The following is a 25,374-nucleotide window of genomic DNA, read 5'->3' on the forward strand; positions in this document are numbered from 1 at the left end:
GCTAAAGATAAGGACGGGCAAAGAACGGCTTTCTAGCGACTTTCCCCGTCCTCCTCATTTACTTATTGATTTCGTCATTCACTTTCTTGCTGACGGCTTCGAGAAGCTCCTGAGGGGTGCCTTTTTCATGAATGGCCATATCTCTGGCGCGCGCCAGTTCATTCCATAGCAGCGATCCTGCCGAAATAACCGGACGGTGATGAGCATTGGGGAGGATGTCTTTAAATGGCTTCATGATTGGATCGTCTTTATGGAGCTCGTCGTTCACTGATTTAATCGAGGCGAGATTTCCGGTGGTCTCACTATAGATTTTCTGGCCTTCCTTCCCTGCAGCAAATTTAATAAATTCCCAAGCGGCGTCTTCATTCTTGGCTCCTTTGGGAATAATAAAGCTCCAGCCTCCGGCCCAAGTTGTGAAGTTATCTCCCGTAGGGGTCGGAATCGGGGCCACGCCGTAATTGAGATCCGGCTTATACAGCTTGATTCCGGAGGTGCGCCAAGGGCCGCTTACCGTCATGCTCAGCTGTCCCGTCAGAAAAGGATTCTCGGCCGCCGATCCAGCCGAATCCGTGAAGGCCGCAACGTCCTCTATGTTGTATTTCTTCGCGAAATCCACCATCCACTGCAAAGATTCCACAACCTGCGGATCCTCTGCGGTCACCTTGCCGCTATTCTTGTCGTAGAAATCTCCTCCGAAGGACCAGCCCCATGTATAAATCCAACCTTGATCATACCAAGGGATGAAGCCAATCCGTTCAAATCGCCTCCCTTCCTTTTTAGTTAATTTTTCCGCCGCTTCTTCCAGTTCTTTAATGGTCTTGGGCGGATTTTCCGGATCGAGTCCGACTTCCTTGAACTGATCTTTGTTATAGAAAAGCAGGCGGGAATCTGTATCCATAGGCAGGCCATACAGCCTGTCTTTATAAGTAGCCTCATCTTTGGCAAAAGGATAGTAATCAAAGGAGTCGATATTGTCTGCATTCGCTCTGTCCGTCAAATCGGTAAGGGAACCGCGTGCGGCCCAGGAACCGATTTCAAAACGGTCAAAAAAAGCAACGTCCGGGGGATTGCCTCCGGCAATGGCGGCGAGCAGCTTTTCGTTCTGCCCTTGGCCTTGCTGTGCAATATAGGTGGCCTCTACTTTAATGTCGGGGTTTTGCTCGTTGAACGCTTTCATAATTTTATCCAGTCCGTCTTTCTCGGTATCTGTAGTTCCATGCCAGAAAGTAATGGTTGTTGTTTGGCCTTCGGATTTCCCGGGGGCGGGGTCTCCGGGTTTCTCCGCCTGTTGGGAGGAGCATGCGGCAAGTGCTCCAGCTATGGCCAATACACTAAGCAGTGATCCTGCGGTCCGTTGAATGCTCATCTTCATTGAATAACCTCCTGTTTTTGTAATCGCTAACATAAAACAGTGGAATTCTGCTGGTCCTGGAAGTAATCTTAAGAAATATTTATCTTAATCCAGATTGTCATGCCCTCCTTATCACGTTGATATACCTTATATACTACTTTCCTATAAATGGTATGTCAACATATTAATTAGTATAAGAACCAGCGTTTTCTATAAGATGAGCTGTTTGAAATGAGAAAAAGAGAAGCCGCCGGCTAATGCAGCTTCTCTTCCCAAATGCTTCTCGAATTACATGAGAGGGGGGAGTCTTTCGACAATTTGGAAGTCTACCGTCGTATGCGGAGGGACGGTTAATCCGTCCAGTTGGGCAATAAGGTGCTCAACCGCCAATTCGCCGATTTTTTTTTCGTCCTGGCGAATATGGGTGAATAGAGGCTGCCCTAAATAATTATTGGCCGAATCGAAGCAGACGACCTCGTATTGATCCAGCGGCTTCCCTAAAGAATGAAGCACCTGCATCAGGTATGAAGCGATGCTGAATTCCGCAGTGACGAACGCTTTAACATCGGGATTTCGTGCAATAAATTTCGTTAACAACTCGTTATCTTTGTTAGAATCGTTCTCGTAAAGATTGCTGGGAAGCGTACTGGTCAGACTGGTCAGGCAGTAGTCCGGATTGAATTTCAAGCCTTGCCGTGTAATCGCCATCGTATATCCCTGCAGTCTTTCCTCGAGGGCGGATGTGTTTTTTTCGGGTGGGGACAGGAAGGCGATCCGTTCATGGCCTTTGTTGATCAAATAGGCCGTTAACTCCTGAGCGGCTCTTTTATTATCGGTATAGACAGCGCATACCGGGATGCCTTTCCAATAACGGTCAGCCAGTACGACCGGGAAGCCGTCCAGTACAAGACGCAGCAGCTCTGTGTTATAATGCTCGCCGTGAATAGGAATGACGATCAGGCCGTCTACGCCAAGATTGACCAGCAATCGGATGGCGCGCTGTTCTTCCTCGCGGCTTCCGGTTGTTCTGGTGATGAGCAAGTGGCACTTTTGCTCTCTGCATTTTTTCTCAATCGTGCGCAGCAGAGTGGCTCCGTATTCATCGGAAAAATTGGGAGTAATAAATCCGATCATCCGCCAATCCTCTTCGGTTGAGGGAGGCGCCTTTATAGCCTCGGCGGCTTGATTATGAATGACCCAGTCGGGCAAAAGATCGGACACGAACGAGCCTTTTCCTCTTATTCGCTTAATGACTCCCTCCTGATTTAATTTTTCCAACGCTTTTTTGGAGGTGATGCGGCTGACGTTGAACTGGTCCGCCATTTCCTTCTCCGAGGGGACGCGGTCACCGCTATTCAATCTCTTAGTGCGGATTTCCTGCAAAATATAATTGTATAACTGTTCATACAATGGAATGTCCATAAAAACCACCCTGCCCGTTATAGTTGGTATATCAAGTATATAATCCACTTTTAATTATAGCAAACTAATATGGGTAAGCGGTCGATCCATTAGATGATATTCACTAATGGGAGAGGCTTCCTTGCTCTAATTGCAGGGGGGATGAACCAAGAAGGGAATAACGGGAGGGGAGAAGTCAGATGCCAAAGAAGGGGGATCTCTGTCGTTCCAAATGAAAGAGCAGCGTGCCGTTCGTATGTCGGCTACGTTGCTCTGTGCCCCACCATGGTATCTGATTACAGCTTAGCCATCACTTCTTCGTCCATGTCGAAATTAGAATGGACATCCTGAACATCATCATTATCCTCCAGCGCATCCATCAATTTCATCATCTTAATTGCATCTTCCTCTTCAAGCTTCACCGTAGTAGCCGGGATGAGGCTGAGCTCCGCTTGCTGAAACGTATAGCCGTTCGCCTCCATGGCTTGCTTGACGCTGTCAAAGCTTTCGGGCTCGGTCGTGATCTCCGCGACTCCGTCTTCTACGCGAATGTCTTCAGCGCCGGCCTCCAGCGCCTCCATCATTAGAGTATCTTCATCCGGACCGCCTTCCTCTAATGGGAGAGAGAGCATTCCTTTACGGCTGAACAAGTAGGAGACGCATCCGCTTTCCCCCAGATTCCCGCCGTATTTCGAGAAGATGTGGCGGACATCCGCCGCTGTCCGGTTGCGGTTATCGGTGAGGCATTCCACCATGACGGCTACGCCCGCGGGGCCGTACCCTTCATATATAATTTCTTCGTAGGTTACACCCTCCACATTCCCGGAGGCTTTCTTGATCGTATTCTCTATGTTGCTGTTAGGCATGTTGTTCTGTCTTGCTTTTTGCAGCGCGGTTTTGAGTCGGAGATTCGTGTTCGGGTCGTCTCCTCCGCTACGGATGGCTGCGTATATTTCTTTCGAGATTTTAGTGAATGTTTTCCCGCGAAGGGCATCCTGGCGTCCTTTGCGATGTTGAATGTTTTTCCATTTGGAATGTCCGGCCATCCCGGGTCGCTCCTTTCTTAATTGAACCTCTGTCGTATACACGTTGGATATGATAATTGCTACTCTTTATCGTATCCAACCCGAAAGGGAAACGCAAGAAACAACCGGGAAGAACTTAAATTTCCGTCCATTTACGCGAAGGCGGGTTTTGGTTCATCCTATTTGGTATACCTGCTTAAAGTGGAAGCGCGAATAACCGTTCCTGCTGTTGACTTACTACTTGGCGTCACAAAGCTCCCTGCCGTCATGATCATGGGTGGAATCGTGCAAGGTTATCTTGGCGCCGAGTGAGGTGAAGGAATGGACTACGTCTTCATATCCCCGCTCAATATGTTGGACTCCTGTTATCGTTGTGCAGCCTTCGGCCATCATGCCGGCCAGGATCAGGCTTATGCCTGCCCGAATATCGGAAGCATGAACCAAGGTGCCCCGCAAAGTATGGCCGCCTTTAATAAAGGCGATGCCGGAACGAACATCAATATCTGCCCCCATTCTTTTTAACTGCTGCACATGATGAAATCGATGCGGGAAAATCTTTTCATGGATGATGCTTTTCCCGGGCGCTTTTAAGAGGAGGGAAGTTAACGGCTGCTGTAAGTCCGTTGCAAACCCTGGATACATAGCCGTGCGGATTCTTGCAGCCTTGATATTTCCATCCAGGTGAGCGGTAATGGCATCGTCTTGAATGTCGAAGCTCAGGCCGATTTCTGTTAATTTGGCCATACAGGAACGGAGGTGCTCGGGAATGACATTACGCAAGGTAATGGCACCGCCCGTAATGCCCGCAGCCATCAGGAAAGCTCCGGCTACGAGCCGATCTGGAATGACGGTATGCGTACAGGCGTGCAAATAAGGGACGCCTTCAACCTGGATCGTATCCGTTCCGGCACCGGTAATCCGGGCTCCCATTTGGATTAGGAAGTTGGCCGTATCCGTTACTTCCGGGTCCCGCGCCGCATTATGCAGGACGGTACGCCCTTTCGCGCGGACTGCGGCTAATAGACTGTTGATGGTTGCCCCCGAAGAGATCGTGTCGAAATAGATGGTCGCCCCTTTAAGCTCGCGTGCTTCCACTTCATAATAATCCGGATGGAGCGTCAGCTTCGCTCCCATCATTTGCAATGCTTTATAATGCTGATCGATCGGGCGGCTGACAAAATCATCCCCGCCGGGATAGCCCACCGAAACTTTGCCAAACTTGGCGAGCAGGGCGCCCACAAAATAATACGCCGTTCTGAACATGGAAGACTTCTTCGGATCGATAACAGCATGTTGGATGCGACCGGGGTCAATCGTGACGAATCCGGCAGAATCGCGGGTGATTTGCAATCCGATCTCTTCGGCAATTTCGGAGATCACCTGAAAATCGGCAAGATTCGGTATGCCCTGCAACGTTACCGGTTCATCCGCCAGGCAAGAGGCTGCGAGCAGCGACAAGGAGCTGTTCTTGGATCCGGGTATCGCAATACACCCTTGCAACCGTGCTGTTTGTTCTACTTTAAGGTACCTCATCTCGATCACACTCCATGTCTTCATCCTTGTCGGCGTAGATGACCCGGACATCCCGGCTTTCGATTTCGCGAATCACTTGTCTCGGGGCTTCAAGATCCGTAATGAGCGTATCAATTCGTTCAATTGGAATCGAGGTTACGAACATTCTGACCCCGATTTTCTCATGCGGGGCTAAACAAATTTTCCTTCGTGAAACTTCTGAAAGAGCATGAGTGAATGCCGCTCCTTCGGGGGTGGCCGTACTAATTCCATTCGCCGCAATCCCTCCGCCAGTTATAAAGCATATGTCCAGTGTGAACTTGCGGATCATTTCGATGGCAAGCGTATCGATCATAGTCCCGGCTGAAGGCTCCGGCCTCAATTTACCGCCAATCAGATAGCAATCGATGTTGCGCAGGCTCCTTATACGGTCAGCGATTTTTAATGAATTCGTGACGACCGTAAACGGAATCTCCTTGGGGAGGTACTTCAGCATTCCATATTGAATGCCGGCACCGCCGATAAAGACCGTATCATTAGCATGAATAATTGAGGCTGCATGTCGGGATATCGCGTTCTGATGCGGCGCTCCTTCGCCATACCGCAAGGATTCGGGTTGGGGAAGGGTTCGCACCTGAAGCAGAGGAACAGCGCCTCCATAAGTTTTTTGAAGCAAGCCTTGCTCCTCCATAATCGTCAAATCTCTGCGCACGGAGTCGATAGAGATGCCGAACATTTCCGCTAAATCTTTAGCAATGACTCTTTTGTTTGCCTGAAGCAGGTCTACAATTTTTTGACGGCGTTCTTCCGCTAACATCAACGTGGTTTCACATCCTCAATACTTGTGGTAGAAAAGAAAAAGTTAAAATATACCCCATTTTATTCATTATGTTTCATTATTGTCAATGTTATTATTCATTATTTTTCATTATTTTGGGTTATATTTACATTTATGCCGGAGAGTCAAATAATTACATTGTAAGATTGGAAAATAAGCATCATGAGTGGGGCTAATCCGCTCTCTAAAGCCATCTTCTCATACAGAGAGAGTTCGGACTGGGAGTAGATCTTTAGTCCTTGCGAGCACAACGATTTGCATCTTAAGACTTGGTCGGAGTAAGTAGAAAGTTTCATTTTCGCTATTGGAAAAAGGGAAATTTTATGCGACGTCGAAACCTGAGGTTATTATCAGACAAATGGAGGGAACAGGCTTAATTATGAATTTAATGTGGACAAAAAGGACTAACGCAGTTTTATCGGTCATTCTATCCTTGGCCGTATTGTTAGGGGGCGCTTTACTTCCTGCAGAACGGGCTTATGCCGATGCATTCATCGACGAAATGGATGGGATGTATCAAAGGCTGTTGGATCATTATTCCAACCAATATGAAGCTGATAAAGAGCAGGTGACTAATGAATATAATTGGCTGCTCGCCATCTTATCAGAGGAACAAGAGAAAATGGCGCAAATAGTGGATGCGGATCTGAAGTATCTGACGGATATATTCGAGGATGATTATAACAGTTTAAATAAGCAGTACGGAAATCAGCGGGACTATCGCGACAAACTGGCCGAGTACAAAAGACAAATTAATCCTAACTATTCGTCCGGAGCCATGTGGAACTACAACAAAACGATTAACCGAAATTATTCCTCCAGCGCGCATTGGACTTTCGATAAAGAGACCAACCCGAACTATAGTTCCAGTACGATGTGGACTTATAGCAAGACGACCAACCCTCATTATTCAAGCAGTACGATGTGGGAGTATACCAATACGGTCAATCCGAATTACTCTTCCAGTCTTATGTGGGGACTCAAAAATGAAAGCAACTCCAACTACTCCTCGAGTACGATGTGGAGCTATAAACATGGCAATCTTACGTTGGCCGATGCCCGTAAGAAAATGGATACTATTTTGACCCAGGGAGCGGATGATTTGCAGGAGGCGAGGGATAAGGCCATGACCTCCATAACCAAGACCCGCCAAAAAACGGTCGATACTCTATTCGACCTTCGGGATAAGACGGCCCGCACATTTCTGCAAACACGCTCGGAATCATTGGAGACCATCCTTTCGATCCGGGAGAAGCATTTTGGCAGCCGCTTGGAAGTAGAGCCGATCGTCATTAAGTTCGATCCTATTAAGGTTCTGATTGATCAAAAATTGATCTCATTCGAGCAGCCCCCGGTAATTATTGAAGGAAACACGCTGGTGCCGATGAGAGCTATCTTTGAAATTCTTGGTGCGACGATTAAATGGGATCAGGAAAATTACTCGGTGACAGCGACCAAGGGAATTCAGACGATTGAATTGAAAATCGGTGATAATAAGGCCCTGCTTAATGGAGAGACGATAGAGCTGGAGGTTCCGGCTCAATTGTTCAATTCCAACACGATGGTTCCGGTCCGCTTTATCAGCGAATCGTTGGGAGCCGATGTGAAATGGGACGGCATGACCCAGACTGTCGTTATCTCGACGAAATAATACAATATATCTGTCCATTATGACTTTCGTCAGGAATGGAAAGATGACGCCCTTGCTGGGCGTATATCAGAAGAGGTCCTGCGGAGAACAATCCGCAGGACTCTTTTGAAGATTATATTATTTCCGCTCCAGGGCGCGCATCAGGACGACTACAGCTTCCGCACGCGTCGCCTCAGCTTCCGGGAAGAAGAGATTCCCGCCGCGGCCATTCATAATGCCTTGCTTTTGCACAGCATCCACCGCCGCTCTGGCCCACTCGGGAACCGCGTCCTTATCCGCAAAGCCGGGGGTCGGCTCAGTAGGGGCGACCAGTTCAAATCCTCTGGCTATTATGACAGCCATCTCCGCACGGGAAATTGGAGCGTTCAGCCGGAAGCTTCCGTCGTCATAGCCTTCGATAATGCCTGCCTCTACAGCCCTTGCAACAGCTTGATGCGACCATGCACCCAGCTCATCAAGGTCGGTGAAAGCGAGTTTGTGACCCGTACCTTCCAGCTTCAACGTCCTAGCTACCATGACAACAAATTCAACGCGGGAGACCGCTCTGTCAGGTTTAAAGCTGCCGTCGGGATATCCGTCGACCATCCCCAGGACCGAGGCCTGCTTCACTTGATGTTCCGCCCAATGTCCGGCCAAATCTTTGTAATTAATACCATTATCAAAGCTTTTATCCTTGTCTTGTTCTTCCTCGGGTTTTTGCCGCTTAACGTTTAGTTGATAGCTTTTCGTCGTTCCGTTCTCTGCCCGCACAATCAGCTCAAACGGATTATCGCCCTGCTGCAGACTGACCTTAATTCCGCTGCCGATGGCTTGATCGTTTAGCATAACCTTGGCCGCTGCGTGAGCTGCGCTTGCTCTGAGCTCGACCTCAGCCGCTTCTGTCACCGCCGTATAGACCGTATGATCGGCTGCAAACGCAGGAACAAGGTCTATCGTCTTGTCGTTTGCCCGCACATTAAGTTCTTTGAGGTCAGCATTGGCCGATAACAATATACCGTTCCCGATCCAACCGCTTCCGGTCGATGCCGGAGTCTCCGTAGTTACGCGAGCGCTAAGCCCGTCACTTTCATTGCCGGCTTCATCATAGGCTCTGACCTCTAAAGAATAGGTCGTTCCAGCCCGGAGCCCCGAGAGCTCCCATTGGTTCACATTTCCCGCTACCTCGGCATATACCTTATCGTCTACATAGATTCGGTATGCCGCCACAGCAACATTGTCTGTCGCCGACGGCCACGAGAGCTTCATGCCGGTTTGGGTAATCTGTGAAATCGTCAGCTTGCTGCCCTCAGGCCATTGCGGCGCTTCCGTATCTTCGGACGGCAACTCAGGCGCAACGACTACAGGAATCTCTTGCTGATGACGAGCGTATTGAACGATGATCTTCCCTTCGCCTTCACCGATCGCTGTCACTTGCCCATGTTCGTTAATGGCAGCCACCTTGTCATTGACGGAAATAAATGCGGATTGTTCCGTCACCGTTTCATAACGTGTCTCCCATCGGGTACCCGAAGCATCATAACCGTATACCTCGGCTGTGACAGTCAGCGCAGCGCTCTCGCCCTGTTTCATAACGAGTTGCAAAGGTGTTACTTGAATCGACTTAATTACATCCTCCGATGACGGAGTCTTCGTAGTGACACGAGTGCTGAGCCCGTCGCTTTCATTGCCGGCTGCATCATAGGCTCTAACCTCTAAAGAATAGGCCGTTCCGGCCCGCAGCCCCAAGATCTCCAATTCGTTCACATTTCCCGGCACCTCGGCATATGTCTTATCGTCCAAGTAGATTCGGTATCCTGCCACAGCAACATTGTCTGCCGCCGACGGCCACGAGAGCTTCATGCCGGTTTGGGTAATCTGTGAAATCGTCAGCTTGCTTCCCTCGGGCCATTGCGGCGCTTCCGTGTCTTCGGACTCAGACGGCAATGCAGGCGCAACGACTACAGGAATCTCTTGCTGATGCCGATCGTATTGAACGATGATCTTTCCTTCACCTTCACCGATCGCCGTCACTTGCCCATGTTCATTAACGGCAGCCACCTTGTCATGGACGGAGATAAATGTGGATCGGTCGGTCACCGTTTCATAACGTGTCTCCCATTGGGTACCCGAAGCATCATAACCGTATACCTCGGCTGTGACAGTCAGCGCAGCGCTCTCGCCCTGCTTCATAGCGAGTTGTGAAGGCGTTACTTGAATCGACCTGATTTCTTCTTCCTCTTTTTTCCCGATTTCAGTAACCATCCCCCGAATGAGGAAGTTGCCTGAAGTTTTATCCGATTTTTTCCATATTTCGTTGCCAAGTATGAACGAACGCCCCGCACTTGGAGAAGTCTCGTCCACTGCAAGACCAGGAACGTCAGGATAGTTTCCGGACTGGATATAAGCGATATAGAAATCGCCGCTCAGAATGACCGGATGGGGAAAGAGCACCTCAGTCCATATTCCGTCTACTCGGGCCGTTCCTTTATAAGGTCCCGCGATCATTCGGCCCGCCAATCCGTCCGCGTCGTTATCTGCGAACAAAGCATATTCAAAGTCGGTTCCTCCCGGATACGGCCAACCGCCGGTAGAGAAATAGAATTTGGCCCCTGTCACCTGAACCGGCCGGTCGGCGGTCATTCTGACCCCGTACGCATTGCCTCCGGTAGAAAACGCCACTGCATTATCGTCATAACCTTCATCGTAAGCAAGCTCTTGCTCGATTCCCCATAAAGGAGCGAGCACCAGGCTTTGCTGCGCTTCTTTCCCGCCTTGGATAACAACCGGCATTGTTGCCGGATGGAAGCCTTTGGCTGCTGCGGACAGTTGATACTGCCCTTCATAGGCCTCCAGTTCGAATTTGCCGTCCTCGCCGGTTAGCGCCGCCGGAGCTTGCGTATCTTCCAGCAGCTTGATACTGGCTCCCGCCACCGGATGGCCTGCAGAATCGGTTACAATGCCGACAATCTTGCCTTTAGAGAGCGGCTGAAGCCTGGCGTCGATCTGCACAACCTCGCCCCGTTTCACCTGAACCGAAGTGGTGTACGGATGGAAGCCGTACGACTCCACGATCAATTCGAATGTCCCTTCCGGATGACGGATAACATATTTACCCGTTCCCCATTCCGTCCGCGTTGATTGTCCGGTTTCTTTCACAGTTACCGTTGCATTAGCCGGCAGACCCGACATTGCAGCCAGAGAGGCGGTAGAAGCTTGCATAGCAGCAGCGGCCCCGCGATTAATATTGCGAAGCGACGGGGCATCTTTCGATGTCAGGACTGCTTCATTATCATTGTTCTGCCCAACCATACTTTCCATGCTCGGTATCTCTGAAGCAGGCTCCTCATTCCACTCTTCTTCCATTGCAGTCTGGGATTTGACCGGATCTGTCTCCCTCACTTCAAAATCGTCAATATACCAACCGGGTACATATATAGAGTTCTTGCTGACCATGCGAAAACGGATGTTCACTTTATGGCCAATAAACTCTTCTTTAATTTTAATTTCTTCCAGAAACCACCATCTTTGCGGGCGCTTATTGTCGTATCTGTTTGTCAATTGAAACAGCGGAGTCCAGGTTTGCCCGTCATCCTTGCTTATATCGACGTATCCGCGGTCATCATCGTCAAACTGAAACCAGTTCTGATAATAGATGACCGCCTTTTTCGCTTCCGTAAGATCGATTTCCGGAGAGACCAGACTGCGCTCGCCATTCCGGCTCATATCCCCGGTAAGATTGGTGCCCCATGCTTTCTCGCCCGAAGGAACCTTTCCAGGCCCTTTCGTATAGCTCTCGGACGGAGTTCCCCACTGCCAGTCATTGTCCTCGCCTTCAACGGTCCAGCCATTGTCTTCGCCTTCAAAATCATCGCTGAAAATTTCTGTGCCGCCGGTAAACGTCCAGGATACTTTTTGCGATGGCGCGCTTTCCTGCAAGCTGTACGTAACGGATTTGACGTAATAGTAGTAGGTTCCTTTTTTCAGTTCGGGTTTATCGATGTAACTGCCGGTGTAATAGATGGCAGATGACAGCGTAACACCGATTTTTTCGAATGTTCCCTCTTCTCCTGTCGAGGAACGGTACACCGCATACTCTTTGATCGATTCATCTTCTATTTTGTCCCAATTCACAATCACATCGCCCGGAGCGGTTGACCGCGTAAGGACATTTTGCGGAGCCGGAGGAATGTCTTCATCGGGCTCGACAAGCTCGATATCGTCAACATACCAGCCATTGCCGGTACTATTTTTTCCGCGCAAATTAAAGATGACAAAAATCCGCTCGCCCCGGTACGGGGAGAGGTCAATGAAGTCGGTCAGCCATTCCCTGCTTTTGTACGTATACAGCTTGGCCAAATCATATTCGATATCCGAAGTGCTGGTGCTGCCCGCCGGCATCACCCCGACCCATACTTCAGCCGTATCGTTAACAGCCGACATCCAGCTGCCTAATTGATACCAGTGTTTGTACGACAAAATGGTATGCTGATTGTCTCGCAAGTCAATTAGCGGCAGCACCATAAGGCTCTCCGTACCTTGCGGATAGTCGCCGTCAAGATACGTTCCGATAACTTTTTCACCGGAATAAGCTGCATTCGGACCGCTCAGCGGTTTGCCCCATTGCCACACGCCAGGATCGCCGCCAAACTCAAACCCGTCGATATTCGTTTCAAAATTCTGCCTGTACCCCAGCTTCACGCCTTCGGACACTTCCGTCTTTACAATCGGCAGCTCGCCGATATTGCCCGTTACGTCCTCCGCCTGAATGCGGTACTCCATTCCCGGCGGTGTAAGCTTGCCGACAGGAATCTCCGCCTCGTAAGAGCCTTCCAGACGATCGCCCGCTACAAGCGTCATCGGCAGAACGCTCCACTCCTCTTGTCCTTGGGAGCGATACTGCAGCTCAACCCGGTCGATGCCTGTATGACCGGTGACTTTGGCGGTTAGCGATTGATCTGCTGCATTAAACATCAATGGTACAGGAGAATGCTCGATCACAGGTTTGACATTATTGCTCCCGTCTATGGTAACTTGTCCTTCAATCGTTCCCAGACCAGGGGGTATGAAGGATGAGATCGCCTGAAAAACGTTGATCTGGCCCCGGCCATAGCCATTATTAGGAGTCTGGGGAAATTGCGCATCCACCAGCGGCTCTGTCGTTGAGCCGATGATTTCTTCCAATTGATCAACAGTGAGTGACGAGTTCGCTTGCAAAATAAGGGCCGCTGCGCCCGCCACATGAGGGCTTGCCATCGAAGTTCCGCTTAACAGCCCGTACGTCCCGCCCGGCAACGAAGACCGGATGTTGACACCGGGAGCCGAAACGTCGGGCTTCGTCTCTCCGTACGGCGAAGGTCCGAGCAAAGAAAACGAGGCTAATTGTTTATGCCGGTCCACAGCGCCAACCGTATAAGAAGACGGGTAGTTTCCCGGAGCCGGAACAGAGCCGGGACCGCCCGAATTCGCAAGCGATACGTTGCCCGCCGAGAATACCGGCAAAATATTGGCAGCGCGCCAGGCATCAACGATTTCCAGAAAAAATTCATTCTTGCCCGCGCCGCTCGACCAAGAGTTATTCACGATATCCGGCGCCAGTTCGGGATGCAATTCGCCATTCGCATTGCGCGGAGCCAGAATCCATTCTCCGGCATCCAGAATCCCCCGGTCGGTAGCTTCGTTGTTGGAGTCAAAGATGCGGACCGCAATCCATTGCGCTCCCGGTGCGGCGCCAATCCGGTTGCTTCCGTCCGGCTCGCTTCCAACCATAGTACCCATGACGTGTGTGCCGTGACCGTCTTTGTCATAAGGGAGTTTCTTTCGTTCATACGTGGCATCATACCAGTGAAGATCGGGCTGCGCAGACATGACCCCGTTCGTAAAGCCCCGCCACTTCGACTGGAGCGCCGGATGGGTGTAATCGACTCCGGAGTCCAGGTTGGCGACTACAATGCCTGTCCCGGTATACCCCATATCCCATGCTTGCGGCACGCTTATATTTTGCAGATTCCACGGAATCGCCTCGCTATGGCTCTCCATGCTCTGTTGCAGGGGAAATTCATCCTCTGTCCCCTCCTCATAAGCAAGCCTGTGCGTCCGGTTCGGCTGAATCGCTTCGACTTCGTCATAGGCAGCGAGCCGGTTCATGACGGCTTCATTACTCGTTACGGCCAGCACATTGACGATGTAATAGGATTGATACTCCTTGACCTCTCCCAATGCCTGCTGCTTGTCCAAATATGCAATCATACCCGATTGCGACTCGTCCGCCGTATCCTTCAATGCATTCATCACTGCATTTCTTACCGTAATCTTCGAGGCATGCGGCGTCTCATTTTTCATGATCGACAGCTGAGTCGCCTGCCTGGATACTTTCTCCACATCGAGTTTATCCTTCAGGACAACTAAATAAGTAACAAAAGGTTCCCTAGTAAACGCATCTTTTACCCCGGCATCAATTTTAAGGCCCGAATTAACGGTCTTGCCGGGTTCGTTTCTTTGCAGAACTTCTGCTTGTGCGGCAAAAACTGCAGAAGGAGCAAAAGAAGAGATCAGAATAAGGAAAGATAGAATGGCTAATAGGAATGATCTGCTTATGACTTTGAACACTTAAAAGCTCCTCTCGTTTTAATGAATCGTTGCGAAATGAATAGATTCGTCATTTCACTACTTCTGCGACTCTATGATGCTATGAATCTATGTCAATATAGGCCCGCACTCTCCTTTCATACTAAAAACAATAGGCCAAATTATTTTTGATTATACCAACTATTTTGCATTTGGTAAACTTTATTTTTTGAACATGCCGAGGAATAATAATGGTGGATCATAGAGGGTATACGGATTATCGTATGGAAAACTACGAATAAAGGAAGGGCTAGATGAGTGCTAGTAGAAATCAATAAATCCATATTCGCTGCGAAAAAAAGTAAGGTACCTGATCTCTTCTCACTCCAGTCCCTGCAAGGTTTCAAGCTGATTTTCGCTCTGCGAAAGTTGAGTCAATAATAAGAAGAATGGAGTGGGCTATATGCTGACCTGAAGTCCAACATTTTATTGCTTATAGTTTCCTTAACAAATCCCTATCTACAATAGGTACATGAAGTTGTCCTTGTTAAGAAGCCCTGACTTCAACTCACGATAGCTAGTAAATGGGGGAGGTCACTTAAAGAGATTGACAATAAGATTTTGCAAAATCATAAAAAAGAGTATTGCCATAATGAAAAATCTCTTTTAGAATGATACTTAATCAAATTGATTTAATAAGTATTCGTGTTTTTTAAATCCGTCTTAGTTTTACCGGTGAAATTTGTGATGTTTGAAATAATGGAGGATATGAATGGGCCGAAGCTGCAATAAGCCTTACTCCCTGGGCTTACTCCCTGTGAAGAAATTTCAACATCCATGAGAAAGTAAGTCAAGTACATCGTAGAAAGGACTAGCTCAATTTGGTCATTTTGTTAAGCTTGCTAGGTTTACTCATCGGCGTTCCTCTTATCTATTTTGTATGGATGCATGGAATGAGAGGAAAGCCTCGGGATGCTGATGCCCTAGTTGTGTTAGGCTACCGATGCGAGGGCGGGAGGATGGATCCTCTGCTTGCGGAAAGATTGGACACCGCTTTGGCTCTTTGGAAACGGTACCGATACCGCTATATGATTTTATCCGGAGGAGCGGTCGTCTCTGATCTTACGGAGGCGGGTATTATGCGGGACTATCTTGTTTCTCAGGGGGTTGACGCCAGACGGATTTTACTGGAGGAGTATTCCCGGAACACTGTGCACAATATCGTTAATTGCGCCATTTTGATGAAACAGCATCGTCTGCAATCATGTCTATTCGTCTCCAATTCTTTTCACCTTCGACGCATGAGATACATAAGCAAGCGGCTTCATATTCCGGCTTCCTTCTATGCAAGCCGAAGTATATCGGCGATTGGAAGGCAGTGGAAGCTGACATTTCTGGAAATCAAGGCATTTCGTCTAACCCTTCCCTGGTTGGAGAAAGCAAGCAATTGGGAACAGAAGGGATGGATGGGAAATACTAAGTCCCGCTCCACGGCTGGCTGACCGATTTTGCTGCTTTCATTTGACAACAAGCGGATAGCAAGGAAGAATAAAGCCAGGGGTTATGGAGGATTCGATTCCAGTTTTCCAGGAAAGGGAAGGTTGCTACATGCAGACGAATAGGAACAAGACCGCGAGCAGTAAGCTTCTGAAATCGATTAATCAGCAAAGAGTACTGCGTCTTATTTTTACCGAGGGCCCTATATCTAGGGTGGAATTGGCAGAGAAGACCGGTTTAACCCAGCAGACCATCACCAATATCGTTAATCGGCTGCTGAAGGATGATGTTGTTCAGGAATTGAATCCCGTGGCCAGCAACGGAGGCCGCAAGCCGGTTCCGATTATGGTTAAAAGTGAAAATCTTTACGCTATCGGAATCGAAGTGGCTATCCGGTATGTCCGCGGAATGCTGATGGATTTTTGCCGGCGTCCGGTGAAGGAAGTCATCGTAGATGTCCCCGTCTATGAGAACGATGAGCACTCTGTCGCCTATATCCAGCAAGTGATCGACGAGCTGTTGGAGCATGTGACCAACCGCAATCAATTGAAGGGGATTGGCTGCAGCATTCAGGGGCTGGTGGATTCCAAAAGGGGAGTCGTTATTTACTCGCCCGGTTTAAGGTGGAGGCAGTTCCCGCTGCAGGAGCGTTTGGAGGAAGCCTATGGCTTGCCCGTTTATTTGGAGAATGACGCCAATTTGCTCGCGCTCGTAGAAAATCTCAATGGCCGGCTGGCGGGGTCCCTTAACAATCTGACGGTTAAACTGGATTACGGAATCGGCGGAGCGATTGTGACGAATGGACAGCTTTCGGCTGGTGCGACTCATGTGGCAGGGGAGTTCGGTCATTATAAAGCATTTGACGGAGAGGACGCCCGTTTATGTCACTGCGGTGCCACAGGCTGCCTGACCACTTTTGCATCGGCGAGCGGGCTGAAGCGCAATGGAGGATATACGCCGGCTCAGCTCCTGCAGGCTTTGGAGGCTGACGAGCCGAACGCTCTGAAGCTGTTTGGCAAAATTGAGGCGGCCGTTGGCCGGGCTATCAGCAATGTGATTACTATTCTGAATCCGGATCATGTTCTGTTGACGGGTAAGATGATTGATGGGCTGGGAAAAAGGCTCATTCCGGCGTTGAACCAGCGAATTATGGAGACGGTGCCGGAATCGTGCCGTGACGTTAATCTGGTTTACCTGCCCCGCACCCCGGAGGAATCGAGTTCGGCTGTTGGCCTGGTGATGAATCATTTTTTTGATGTACCGGTGGATAGACTCACTCTGTAGATAACTGGCGGGCCAACAACACAGAAATTTAGGGCGCAGCAAACTCGGACCCAGCTTGGTAACCTATAGGAAAACCTAACTCCAATAAACCAAAACATAAAAGGAATGAAGGGAGAACACGACAGTTATGGCTAATTATCGGCTGTTGGCACTCGATTTGGATGGAACGCTGCTTACGGAGGACAAAAAGATAACCGCAGAGGCCCGGGAGTGGATTCATCGGGCGACGGACGCCGGAGTGACGGTCATCTTTGCTACCGGCAGAGGGGTTCAGACTACAAAGGCGTTCTGGGAGGAGCTTCGTCTGGAAACTCCTATGGTCCTGCTTAACGGAGCGGAAATATGGAGAAAGCCCGGTCAGCTGGAAGAGCGCCGTTATCTGTCCAGGGATGAAATCCGCAAGCTTCATTCTCTGGCCGTGGAGGCCGATGCCGGGTACTGGGGCTACAGTGTGGAAAGCTTGACAGGCAGGAAGGATTGGACGGATGACATGTTCGAGCGGGACTGGATGAAGTTTGGCATGCGTCATGACGATCTGGATGTCATCGACCGACTGAGAAAGACGGTTCGCAGTTGGGGAACTCTCGAGGTGACTTGCTCGGCTCCCATTAACATGGAAATTTCATGCAAGGGAATCTCCAAGGAAAGCGGTGTTCGCCATGTGTGCCAGATGCTGGGCATCGGTATGGAGGAAGTGATGGCTGTCGGTGACAACATGAATGATTTCCGTCTCATTCAGTCGGCCGGATTGGGAATTGCTATGGGCAATGCCGATGAGAAGCTCAAGCAGGCGGCAGACGGTGTTACCAGTACGAATGAGGAGAATGGAGTAGCACAGGCGATTCAACGGTACTTGCTGGGTGACGGACATGAGCGTCTATACGCTTAGCCATGCTGTGACAAGGTCCAAAAGCAATGCGTAACGTTACGCGTCAGACGGTGTTTTCCTAAATCTACTGCAAAAATACATGCAAATTGGCAATAATCCAATATAATTCGAGGATTGAATGTAAAAGTACAGTGAAATAAACGTTTTCATAGGAATATAGCCCTGTATGGCTAATTTTCACTGCACTTATGCAGTAGATTCGTAGTTTTGAAGCTAAACAGCTCGAAAGCACTGCACTTTTGCAGGCAATCGTTGGCAATCGATACTTTTCGCTAGATTTTCAGTCGAGATTGGATTTATGTGGTGAAAACCACTCAGCCGTGTAATCGGATTCATATGGGGTAACCACTTAGACGGGTATTGGATCATGCGAGGACAACCACTTGCCGTGTGTTGAATTCAGGTGCATTTTTGCTCTTCATTCAGGCGTTTTTGGGCTAGATCCTCTTATAAGGTGCAGAAATACCCTTTAATCCCGCATGATTATAAAAATAACTGTTTTCGATGAATTCGGGTGTACTTTTACCCTTCATTTATCAATTCGTTAAAAATATGAAAATTAAGAGGCATTTTTGCTCTTCATTTAGCATTCCAAAAAAGGAGGGAACGGATGAAGAAGGAACCATTGCGGGAAGACCGGACGATTCAATCGACCGGCCTGTTACAAACAGAGACAGTTGGACGCACTATGGACACAGGAAGTAACGGCCCGATGACCGAAAGCGGCTTAACCGAGAGGGAGGCCACGGCAGGAACAGAGGCTCCGAACAGTCAAGCCAGGGACAGACCGGAAGCTTCCGGCTGGGAGACGAAGCAGGAAATCGCCAGTTGGATCGCGCCGGGCATTACCTGGTTCAGGCGAACACTCGCTTATGGAGAAATGCGCCAAGCCGCTCATGTGCTGGAGATTGATCCAGCGGAACGTTATCTTCAATTGAAGCCTGTATCATCAGGGGGAAAGGTAACGAGGCTGGAAACCGTCGGCCGACTGCTTGGAGAGCTTCAGGCGGGGGCGGAACAAAGCCAGGTGATCGCCGGAGTTAATGCGGATTTCTTCAGCTCTCTGGGCGTTCCCTCCGGATTGCAGATGATAGATGGAGAAATCATTACGTGTCCCGCTCTGACCAAGGTACTGCTCGCCGTTGCAAAGGACGGAACGGTCCTGATCCGAAGCAGAGTGGCCCTCCAAGCGAGGCTTGGCATGGAAGGGAAGGAGACAGCCCCTCTGGAACTGGACCGGATTAATCGGACTCGAACCTTGAATCATACGAATGACGCTTTTATATATACGTGGAGGTTCGGGGAATCTACCCGGACTCCGCCAGGTGGCGTCGAGGCGGTGCTATCCGTTGAGGATCCGGACTATAAGCTCATTCCCGGACAGCCGTTAACGGGAAGGGTGGAAGCGGTCGAGGAGGGCGCGAACAGCAAGCTGACCCGGGGAAGCGTGGTCATATCGGCTACCGGAGATAAAGGGAAGTGGCTCCGGCAGCATCTGGTCCCCGGCATGACAATCCGGTTAACCGCCGAGCTTGACCAAGGCCTGAATGCCGCCCGTCAGGTCGTCTCGGGCAACTCCACTCTCGCCTTCGTCCTGCTGCAAGGCGGCCGAATTCCGGAATCGCTCTTCGATCCGGATGTAGCCTGGAACAGCGATCGGCATCCCCGCACGATGCTGGCCGTGAAGCAAGGCAAGCTGTATGCGGTGACGATCGACGGACGGCAGCCGGGCCATTCCGACGGGGTGACGCTGGCCGAGGGCGCCGCCTACCTCCAGTCGCTGGGCATGGAGGACGCCATAAACATCGATGGCGGCGGCTCCACCGCCTGCTACGTCCGGCGCCCCGGCGACCGGCTCCCGAGCCTCGTCAATCGGCCCTCCGACGGCTTCGAGCGCGCGGTCGGCAACGCCCTCGCCGTGCTGACGACGGCGCCCGCCTCCGGCCTCGCGTCCCTGGCGGCTCTGCCGGAAGCGCCCGTCCGGGCCGCTCCCGGCAGCCGGCTCCCCTTCACCGTCAAAGGACGGGATGACTATGGCCATCCCGTCCCGGTGGAGCCGGACCGCCTGCAGTGGGCCGCGGATGAGGCGGTCGGCGCCGTCGACGCGGCGGGCGTGCTGACCGCGGCCAGCCGGCCCGGGTCGGGCACCGTCACGGTTCGCTGCGGCGATGTATCGCACGCCTGGGAAGTGACGGTCACCGACCGCATCGCCCGGCTGGCGCTCGAGCCGCCGGCGGCCGTCGTCGAGCCGGGCGGAACGGCCGCGTTCCGGCCGCAGGCGTACGACGCCGACGGGCAGCCCGTCCGCATGTCGGCGGAGGTGCCGGCCTGGTCGGCGGACGGCGCCGTGACGGTGAGCGCGGACGGCGTGGCGCAGGCGGCGGATGCCGCGGGCGAGGGCTGCGTCGTCGCGGAGTACCGCGGACTCCGGGCGGAAGCGGCCGTCCACGTCGGGAAGCCGCCGCGAGTCGTCGACGGCTTCGAGTCGCTGGACGGGCTGCGCGCCTCCGGCGTCCGGGCCGTCCCCGGCTCCGTCACGCTGACGAGGGTCGCGCGGCCGCAGCCGGTCCGCTACGGGACGTTCGCCGCGAAGTTGACCTACGACTTCACGGCCGTCTCCGGCCCGTCCAGAGCCGTCGTGGACCTGCTCGACGAACACGGCGAGCCGGGCAGGCCGGTGGAAGGCGAGCCTTGCCGGCTCGGGCTGTGGGTCTACGGAGATTCTAAAGGTCACCGACTGCGAATGAGCCTGGCCGATACAAGGCAGGTTCGCCATCTGACCTTCGTTCCCGGAACGATCGCTTGGACGGGATGGAAATACGTTTATGTGGAAGTGCCGCAAAACACGGTTTTTCCAGTACGAATCCTCAATCTGCACCTGCTGGAGACCGATGACACGAAGAAAGATTCCGGCGTTCTTTACTTGGACCAGCTCCGGGCGGAGTACGTAGATCTGGACGAGGATGTCGAAGGACCGGTTTTCGGCAGCCTGACTCCTCCGCCGGGAAGCGTGCACAAGGGATGGCCGCAGGAAATGGGTGCGATCGTATCCGATGAGGGAAGCGGAGTCGATCCATCGTCCATAAGAGTATGGATGAACGGGACCGCTGCATCCTATAAATCTAGTAAACAGGGCGGAAAAACAAGGATAATTTTGACCGAAAGCTCGGTTGGGCGAACGTCCTTATCTGATGACGGCGAGGTGCGAATTCGGATAGAAGCGTCCGATATGTCACGCAATCCGGCCGTCCCCGCCGCCGAGTGGACCTTTCGGATGGAAGCCGAATCCAGTTCCCATCCTCGTAATCTGCCATCGGAACTATGAGAGCGATGATAAAGGGGCACCCGAGAGAATGATGGAGTTAGTCTCGGCCCCTTTCGCAAGCCCTGTTTTTAGGCAAAAGTGATAACGTTTACAAAAATGAATAGAGGGTGAGTCCTTTTTGAAAAGCGCTCAGTTAAACAAAGACGTCGCTGCTCCGGTCTTAAAAACCGGCACCGGGAACCGGGTTTGGAAGCGTATTCGCAAAAACTGGGATTTGTATTTGTTAATCCTTCCCGTGTTTGCCTATTTTATTATTTTTGAATATTACCCGATGTACGGCGTTCAGATTGCCTTCAAGGATTTCCTTGCCACCAAAGGAATACTGGGAAGCCCCTGGGCGGGATTCAAACATTTTGAACGCTTTTTTGACAGTTACTATTTCTGGAGACTGATTAAAAACACGTTAGGCATCGGTTTATACGAGCTGGCGGTAGGCTTTCCCGTTCCGATCCTGCTGGCGCTGATGATTAACGAGGTGCGGCTCCGTTTTTTCAAGCGGTTCGTCCAGACGGTCACCTATGCGCCGCATTTTCTGTCGACGGTCGTAATTGTAGGCATGTTGTTCTTATTCCTCAATCCGCAGAACGGAATGGTGAATCACCTGATCCGGTTGTTCGGAGGGGATCCGATCTCCTTCATGACCGAGCCGGCCTGGTTCAAGACGGTCTATGTTCTGTCCAGAGTCTGGCAGCAAATGGGCTGGAGCTCGATCATCTATTTGGCGGCCTTGGCCGGAGTCAATCCGGCGCTGCATGAAGCGGCCAAAATAGACGGAGCCACGCAGCTGCAAAGAATCCGGCATATCAATATTCCGAGCATTATGCCGACGATTGTCATCCTGCTCATTCTGAACATCGGCCGGATTTTAAGCGTAGGGTTCGAGAAGGTTTTCCTGATGCAGAATCCTCTCAATATGGAAGCGTCCGATGTCATTGCGACCCACGTGTACCGGGCGGGAATTCTGGGAGCGGAATACAGCTATTCTGCGGCTGTCGGGCTGTTCAATTCCGTCGTCAATTTCATCATGCTGATAGCTGTTAACTATATTGCCCGCAAAGTCAACGACACGAGCTTGTGGTGAGGAGGAATCAGGCGTGATTAAACCAAGTTTGGGAGACCGCATTTTTGCCATAACGATTTACATTGTTTTGAGCTTGATTTTATTAATTGTCATCTACCCGCTTATTTTTGTATTGAGTGCGTCCATCAGTAATCCGGAGTATCTGCTGAGAGGAGAAATCTGGCTCCTCCCCAAGGACATTACGTTCGACGGCTATGTCAAAGTATTTCAAAACAAAGATATCCTCAACGGCTACAAAAACACGATTATGTATACCGTACTCGGAACGGCGATCAATCTGCTCCTTACGGTCATGGCTGCGTATCCGCTGTCCCGCAATGATTTTTACGGGCGCAATTACATAACCGCGCTGATGGTGTTTACGATGTTTTTCAGCGGCGGAATGATTCCGATGTATTTGCTGATCAAGGATCTTCACATGCTCAATACGATTTGGGCGCTGCTCTTGCCCGGTGCCGTGTCGGTTTACAACGTCATCATTATGAGGACCTTCTTTCAGACCAGTATTCCGAATGAAATTCAGGAAGCCGCAGCGATTGACGGCTGCTCCAATATCCAGACGCTGCTCAGGATCGTGCTGCCGCTCTCGGCACCGATTATTGCCGTTATGGTTCTGTTCTATGCGGTCGGTCACTGGAACGCTTTCTTCAATGCCTTGATTTATTTAACGGATCGGGATAAATATCCGCTGCAAATTATTTTGCGGGAAATTCTCATTCAGGAGAACATGGACGAAATGACCTCCCGAATCGACGAGGACATCATTAAGCATATGATGCAGGTCGAAGGGCTGAAGTATGCGGTCGTCGTCGTCGCGAACCTCCCGGTGCTGCTGCTCTACCCGTTCCTGCAAAAATATTTTGTCAAAGGCGTCATGATTGGAGCGCTTAAAGGATAGACGGCTATAGCGTCGAGCCAGCCTTTCTTCTTCTTTTAGAAGTAACCCTTTATCAACAGTCTCCATAGAGGAGCTGAGCTTATCGATTCCCGATTGTCCCTATTGGATTCACTTTTTATCATTACAGAGTTTATAAGTTCCGGGGCTCCCCGCAAAGTATTGTATAAACCCCTATCGAAGTAGAGTCAGGAAGCTCGACCGCGATTAGAGGAAGATTTAGACGCCGACCCCTGTCAGGGTGCGGAAGGAATAAGCTTCGAAGGCCACAGTTCACTTTGTGGGGTTATTTAACATATATTCATTAAATTTAGGAGGGTTTATGTATGAAAGCGAAAAAATGGACATCCGTAGCCTTGGCTATGGCTATGACGGTACCCCTGGCGACCGCTTGTGGAGACAACAAGCCGGGGGCGGGAGATGGAGGCAAGACCGACGGAGGAGAGCCGCAGGTGAGTGTCAATGTAAATGAGAGCGGATTCCCGATTGTGAAAGAACCGGTCAAGATGACTTTTCTGGCCCCTTCATCCTCGACACCGGATTGGAACGACGTCCTGGTCTTCAATGAGTACAAAAAAATGACGAACATGGACATCGAATGGCAAATGATCTCCAGCGACGCGCTGAAAGAGAAGACGAACCTGATGCTGGCCGGAGGAGATTACCCCGATGCCTTTCACTCGGCGGGCTTGTCGACCAAAGATTTGATTAACTATGGCGGGCAGGGCACTTTTATTCCCCTGAACGACTTGATCGAACAGTATGCTCCCAATTTCAAAAAGCTGCTGGAAGAGCATCCGGATATTAAAAGAGGCCTGACGATGCCGGACGGCAACATTTATTCGTTCCCGCGCATTTTCGATCCCGAGTTTCCTTCCGTCATGATGGGCTGGAAGCTGTGGATTAACAAACAATTTCTCGATAATCTCGGCATGAAGGAGCCCGAGACGCTGGATGAATTCTATGAGTATCTGAAGGCAGTCAAGGAACAGGACCCGAACGGCAACGGCAAGGCGGACGAAATCCCGCTCTCTACTTCCGGAGATACCAATCTGCTTCATTTGTTCAAAGGCTCTTTTGGCTTGGGAAATCGCGGGACGATGCACCCTTACGTCGACATGGATCCGTCCGCGAACAAGCTGCGCTTCATTCCGGCGGACGACCGCTTTAAGGAGATGCTGCAATATTTAAACAAGCTGTATCAGGAAGAACTGATCAACCAGGATTTATATACGGTGAAATCCGAGGAGATTTTTGCAAGAGGGTCGCAGGGATTGTTCGGCGCGGCTATCGTCACGAATCCGCGGACGGCGTATAACCAGGAGAACTTTATCGGCGCCTCCATTCTGGAAGGTCCGCACGGGGACAAGCTTTATTCCAACTATAAAGCATCCTTGGTCAACATCGGCGCTTTCGTCATTACCGACAAAAACCCCGACCCTGCCGCAACGGTCCGCTGGATCGACTATTTCTATGGGGATGAGGGAAGCAAGCTCTTTTTCATGGGGATCCCGGGCAAAACGTATGAGGAAAAAGCGGACGGAACCGTCGACTATAACGATTTGATCAACAACAATCCGGACGGGCTGACCTATACCCAGGCGATTTCCAAATATATGACCTGGCGCACCGGCGGTTACCCGGCGATTGTTAAAGAGCAGTATTTCAAAGGCTCGGAGGGCCAGCCGGATTCGATCGAAGCGACCCGCAAGGTGGATAAATATTTCCCTGAAGAAGTATGGGCCCCCTTTAACTTTACGGTGGAAGAAAGCGAGAAGATGGCTACTCTCGGAGCGGACATTGAGAACTATGTGAAGGAAATGCAGGCTAAATTTATTATCGGCCAAGCTTCCTTTGACCAGTGGGACAAGTATATCGAAACGCTGAACAAAATGGGACTGGATAAATATATGCAGATTTACGAGGATGCCTACAATCGTTACAACGAAACGAAGTAGTACGGCCAAAATACAAAGCCGTCTAGTCCGTACGCCGTGCCTAGACCCAATACATTTAATCGGTAATTAACTTGATTCCAAAGCACTTAACCCGATATCACTTATTCCCCCTGGGATACAAAGG

At 50.7% G+C, this 25,374-nt stretch carries 14 protein-coding genes; 8 read left to right on the forward strand and 6 right to left on the reverse strand.

The window, feature by feature from the left end; all coding sequences use genetic code 11:
- Positions 1 to 58 precede the first annotated feature (58 nt).
- The 5 genes from KJS69_RS22690 to KJS69_RS22710 form a co-directional block, all read right to left on the reverse strand.
- On the reverse strand, positions 59 to 1,372 hold the full coding sequence (locus tag KJS69_RS22690; RefSeq protein WP_249730671.1) for an ABC transporter substrate-binding protein: 1,314 nt from the start codon (positions 1,370 to 1,372) through the stop codon (positions 59 to 61).
- A gap of 267 nt (positions 1,373 to 1,639) precedes the next feature.
- The gene (locus KJS69_RS22695; RefSeq protein WP_213586079.1) at positions 1,640 to 2,773 is read right to left on the reverse strand and encodes a GntR family transcriptional regulator; all 1,134 of its coding nucleotides are present in this window, start codon (positions 2,771 to 2,773) and stop codon (positions 1,640 to 1,642) included.
- A gap of 275 nt (positions 2,774 to 3,048) precedes the next feature.
- Positions 3,049 to 3,798, reverse strand: a complete 750-nt coding sequence (locus KJS69_RS22700; protein WP_213586080.1) for a YebC/PmpR family DNA-binding transcriptional regulator — start codon at positions 3,796 to 3,798, stop codon at positions 3,049 to 3,051.
- Positions 3,799 to 4,014: 216 nt separating this feature from the next.
- Positions 4,015 to 5,310, reverse strand: a complete 1,296-nt coding sequence (gene murA / locus KJS69_RS22705; protein WP_213586081.1) for a UDP-N-acetylglucosamine 1-carboxyvinyltransferase — start codon at positions 5,308 to 5,310, stop codon at positions 4,015 to 4,017.
- Complete coding sequence (locus KJS69_RS22710; RefSeq protein WP_213586173.1) at positions 5,297 to 6,106, reverse strand: DeoR/GlpR family DNA-binding transcription regulator; 810 nt, start codon at positions 6,104 to 6,106, stop codon at positions 5,297 to 5,299. Before KJS69_RS22710 ends, murA begins: the two co-directional genes overlap by 14 nt.
- 400 nt (positions 6,107 to 6,506) lie before the next feature.
- Here KJS69_RS22710 and KJS69_RS22715 point away from each other — a divergent pair, with 400 nt between their 5' ends.
- Positions 6,507 to 7,778, forward strand: a complete 1,272-nt coding sequence (locus KJS69_RS22715) for a copper amine oxidase N-terminal domain-containing protein (RefSeq protein ID WP_213586082.1) — start codon at positions 6,507 to 6,509, stop codon at positions 7,776 to 7,778.
- Between the two features lie 117 nt (positions 7,779 to 7,895).
- Here the strand turns inward: KJS69_RS22715 and KJS69_RS22720 are convergent, their stop codons facing one another.
- A complete protein-coding gene (locus tag KJS69_RS22720) occupies positions 7,896 to 14,363 on the reverse strand; it encodes a S8 family serine peptidase (RefSeq protein ID WP_213586083.1) in 6,468 nt (2,155 codons plus the stop codon).
- Positions 14,364 to 15,274: 911 nt separating this feature from the next.
- Here KJS69_RS22720 and KJS69_RS22725 point away from each other — a divergent pair.
- The 7 genes from KJS69_RS22725 (at position 15,275) to KJS69_RS22755 (ending at position 25,250) form a co-directional block, all read left to right on the forward strand.
- Positions 15,275 to 15,823, forward strand: coding sequence for a YdcF family protein (locus KJS69_RS22725; protein WP_213586084.1), 549 nt, complete (start codon positions 15,275 to 15,277; stop codon positions 15,821 to 15,823).
- A 106-nt stretch (positions 15,824 to 15,929) separates the two neighbouring features.
- On the forward strand, positions 15,930 to 17,102 hold the full coding sequence (locus tag KJS69_RS22730; RefSeq protein WP_213586085.1) for an ROK family transcriptional regulator: 1,173 nt from the start codon (positions 15,930 to 15,932) through the stop codon (positions 17,100 to 17,102).
- A gap of 127 nt (positions 17,103 to 17,229) precedes the next feature.
- Positions 17,230 to 17,991: a Cof-type HAD-IIB family hydrolase gene (locus KJS69_RS22735; RefSeq protein WP_213586086.1), complete on the forward strand. Its 762-nt coding sequence runs from the start codon at positions 17,230 to 17,232 to the stop codon at positions 17,989 to 17,991.
- Between the two features lie 610 nt (positions 17,992 to 18,601).
- Positions 18,602 to 21,316 (forward strand): phosphodiester glycosidase family protein, encoded by a 2,715-nt coding sequence (locus tag KJS69_RS22740; RefSeq protein ID WP_213586087.1) that lies wholly within the window; start codon positions 18,602 to 18,604, stop codon positions 21,314 to 21,316.
- 196 nt (positions 21,317 to 21,512) lie between these two features.
- Positions 21,513 to 22,397: an ABC transporter permease gene (locus KJS69_RS22745; RefSeq protein ID WP_374706708.1), complete on the forward strand. Its 885-nt coding sequence runs from the start codon at positions 21,513 to 21,515 to the stop codon at positions 22,395 to 22,397.
- A 13-nt stretch (positions 22,398 to 22,410) separates the two neighbouring features.
- The gene (locus tag KJS69_RS22750) at positions 22,411 to 23,295 is read left to right on the forward strand and encodes a carbohydrate ABC transporter permease (RefSeq protein ID WP_213586088.1); all 885 of its coding nucleotides are present in this window, start codon (positions 22,411 to 22,413) and stop codon (positions 23,293 to 23,295) included.
- Between the two features lie 323 nt (positions 23,296 to 23,618).
- Positions 23,619 to 25,250, forward strand: a complete 1,632-nt coding sequence (locus KJS69_RS22755) for an extracellular solute-binding protein (RefSeq protein ID WP_213586089.1) — start codon at positions 23,619 to 23,621, stop codon at positions 25,248 to 25,250.
- Positions 25,251 to 25,374: the final 124 nt, after the last annotated feature.

Origin of the sequence: Paenibacillus sp. J2TS4 (genome assembly GCF_018403245.1) — a bacterium.
Taxonomy (GTDB): Bacteria; Bacillota; Bacilli; order Paenibacillales; family NBRC-103111; genus Paenibacillus_L.

Excerpts from the sequence above, each read along its gene's own strand:
- KJS69_RS22695 (WP_213586079.1), bottom strand. The coding sequence starts at position 2,773 with ATGGACATTCCATTGTATGAACAGTTATACAATTATATTTTGCAGGAA.
- KJS69_RS22735 (WP_213586086.1), top strand. The coding sequence starts at position 17,230 with ATGGCTAATTATCGGCTGTTGGCACTCGATTTGGATGGAACGCTGCTT.
- KJS69_RS22700 (WP_213586080.1), bottom strand. The coding sequence starts at position 3,798 with ATGGCCGGACATTCCAAATGGAAAAACATTCAACATCGCAAAGGACGC.
- KJS69_RS22690 (WP_249730671.1), bottom strand. The coding sequence starts at position 1,372 with ATGAAGATGAGCATTCAACGGACCGCAGGATCACTGCTTAGTGTATTG.
- KJS69_RS22730 (WP_213586085.1), top strand. The coding sequence starts at position 15,930 with ATGCAGACGAATAGGAACAAGACCGCGAGCAGTAAGCTTCTGAAATCG.
- KJS69_RS22710 (WP_213586173.1), bottom strand. The coding sequence starts at position 6,106 with ATGTTAGCGGAAGAACGCCGTCAAAAAATTGTAGACCTGCTTCAGGCA.
- KJS69_RS22725 (WP_213586084.1), top strand. The coding sequence starts at position 15,275 with ATGAGAGGAAAGCCTCGGGATGCTGATGCCCTAGTTGTGTTAGGCTAC.
- murA (WP_213586081.1), bottom strand. The coding sequence starts at position 5,310 with ATGAGGTACCTTAAAGTAGAACAAACAGCACGGTTGCAAGGGTGTATT.
- KJS69_RS22755 (WP_213586089.1), top strand. The coding sequence starts at position 23,619 with ATGAAAGCGAAAAAATGGACATCCGTAGCCTTGGCTATGGCTATGACG.
- KJS69_RS22740 (WP_213586087.1), top strand. The coding sequence starts at position 18,602 with ATGAAGAAGGAACCATTGCGGGAAGACCGGACGATTCAATCGACCGGC.
- KJS69_RS22715 (WP_213586082.1), top strand. The coding sequence starts at position 6,507 with ATGAATTTAATGTGGACAAAAAGGACTAACGCAGTTTTATCGGTCATT.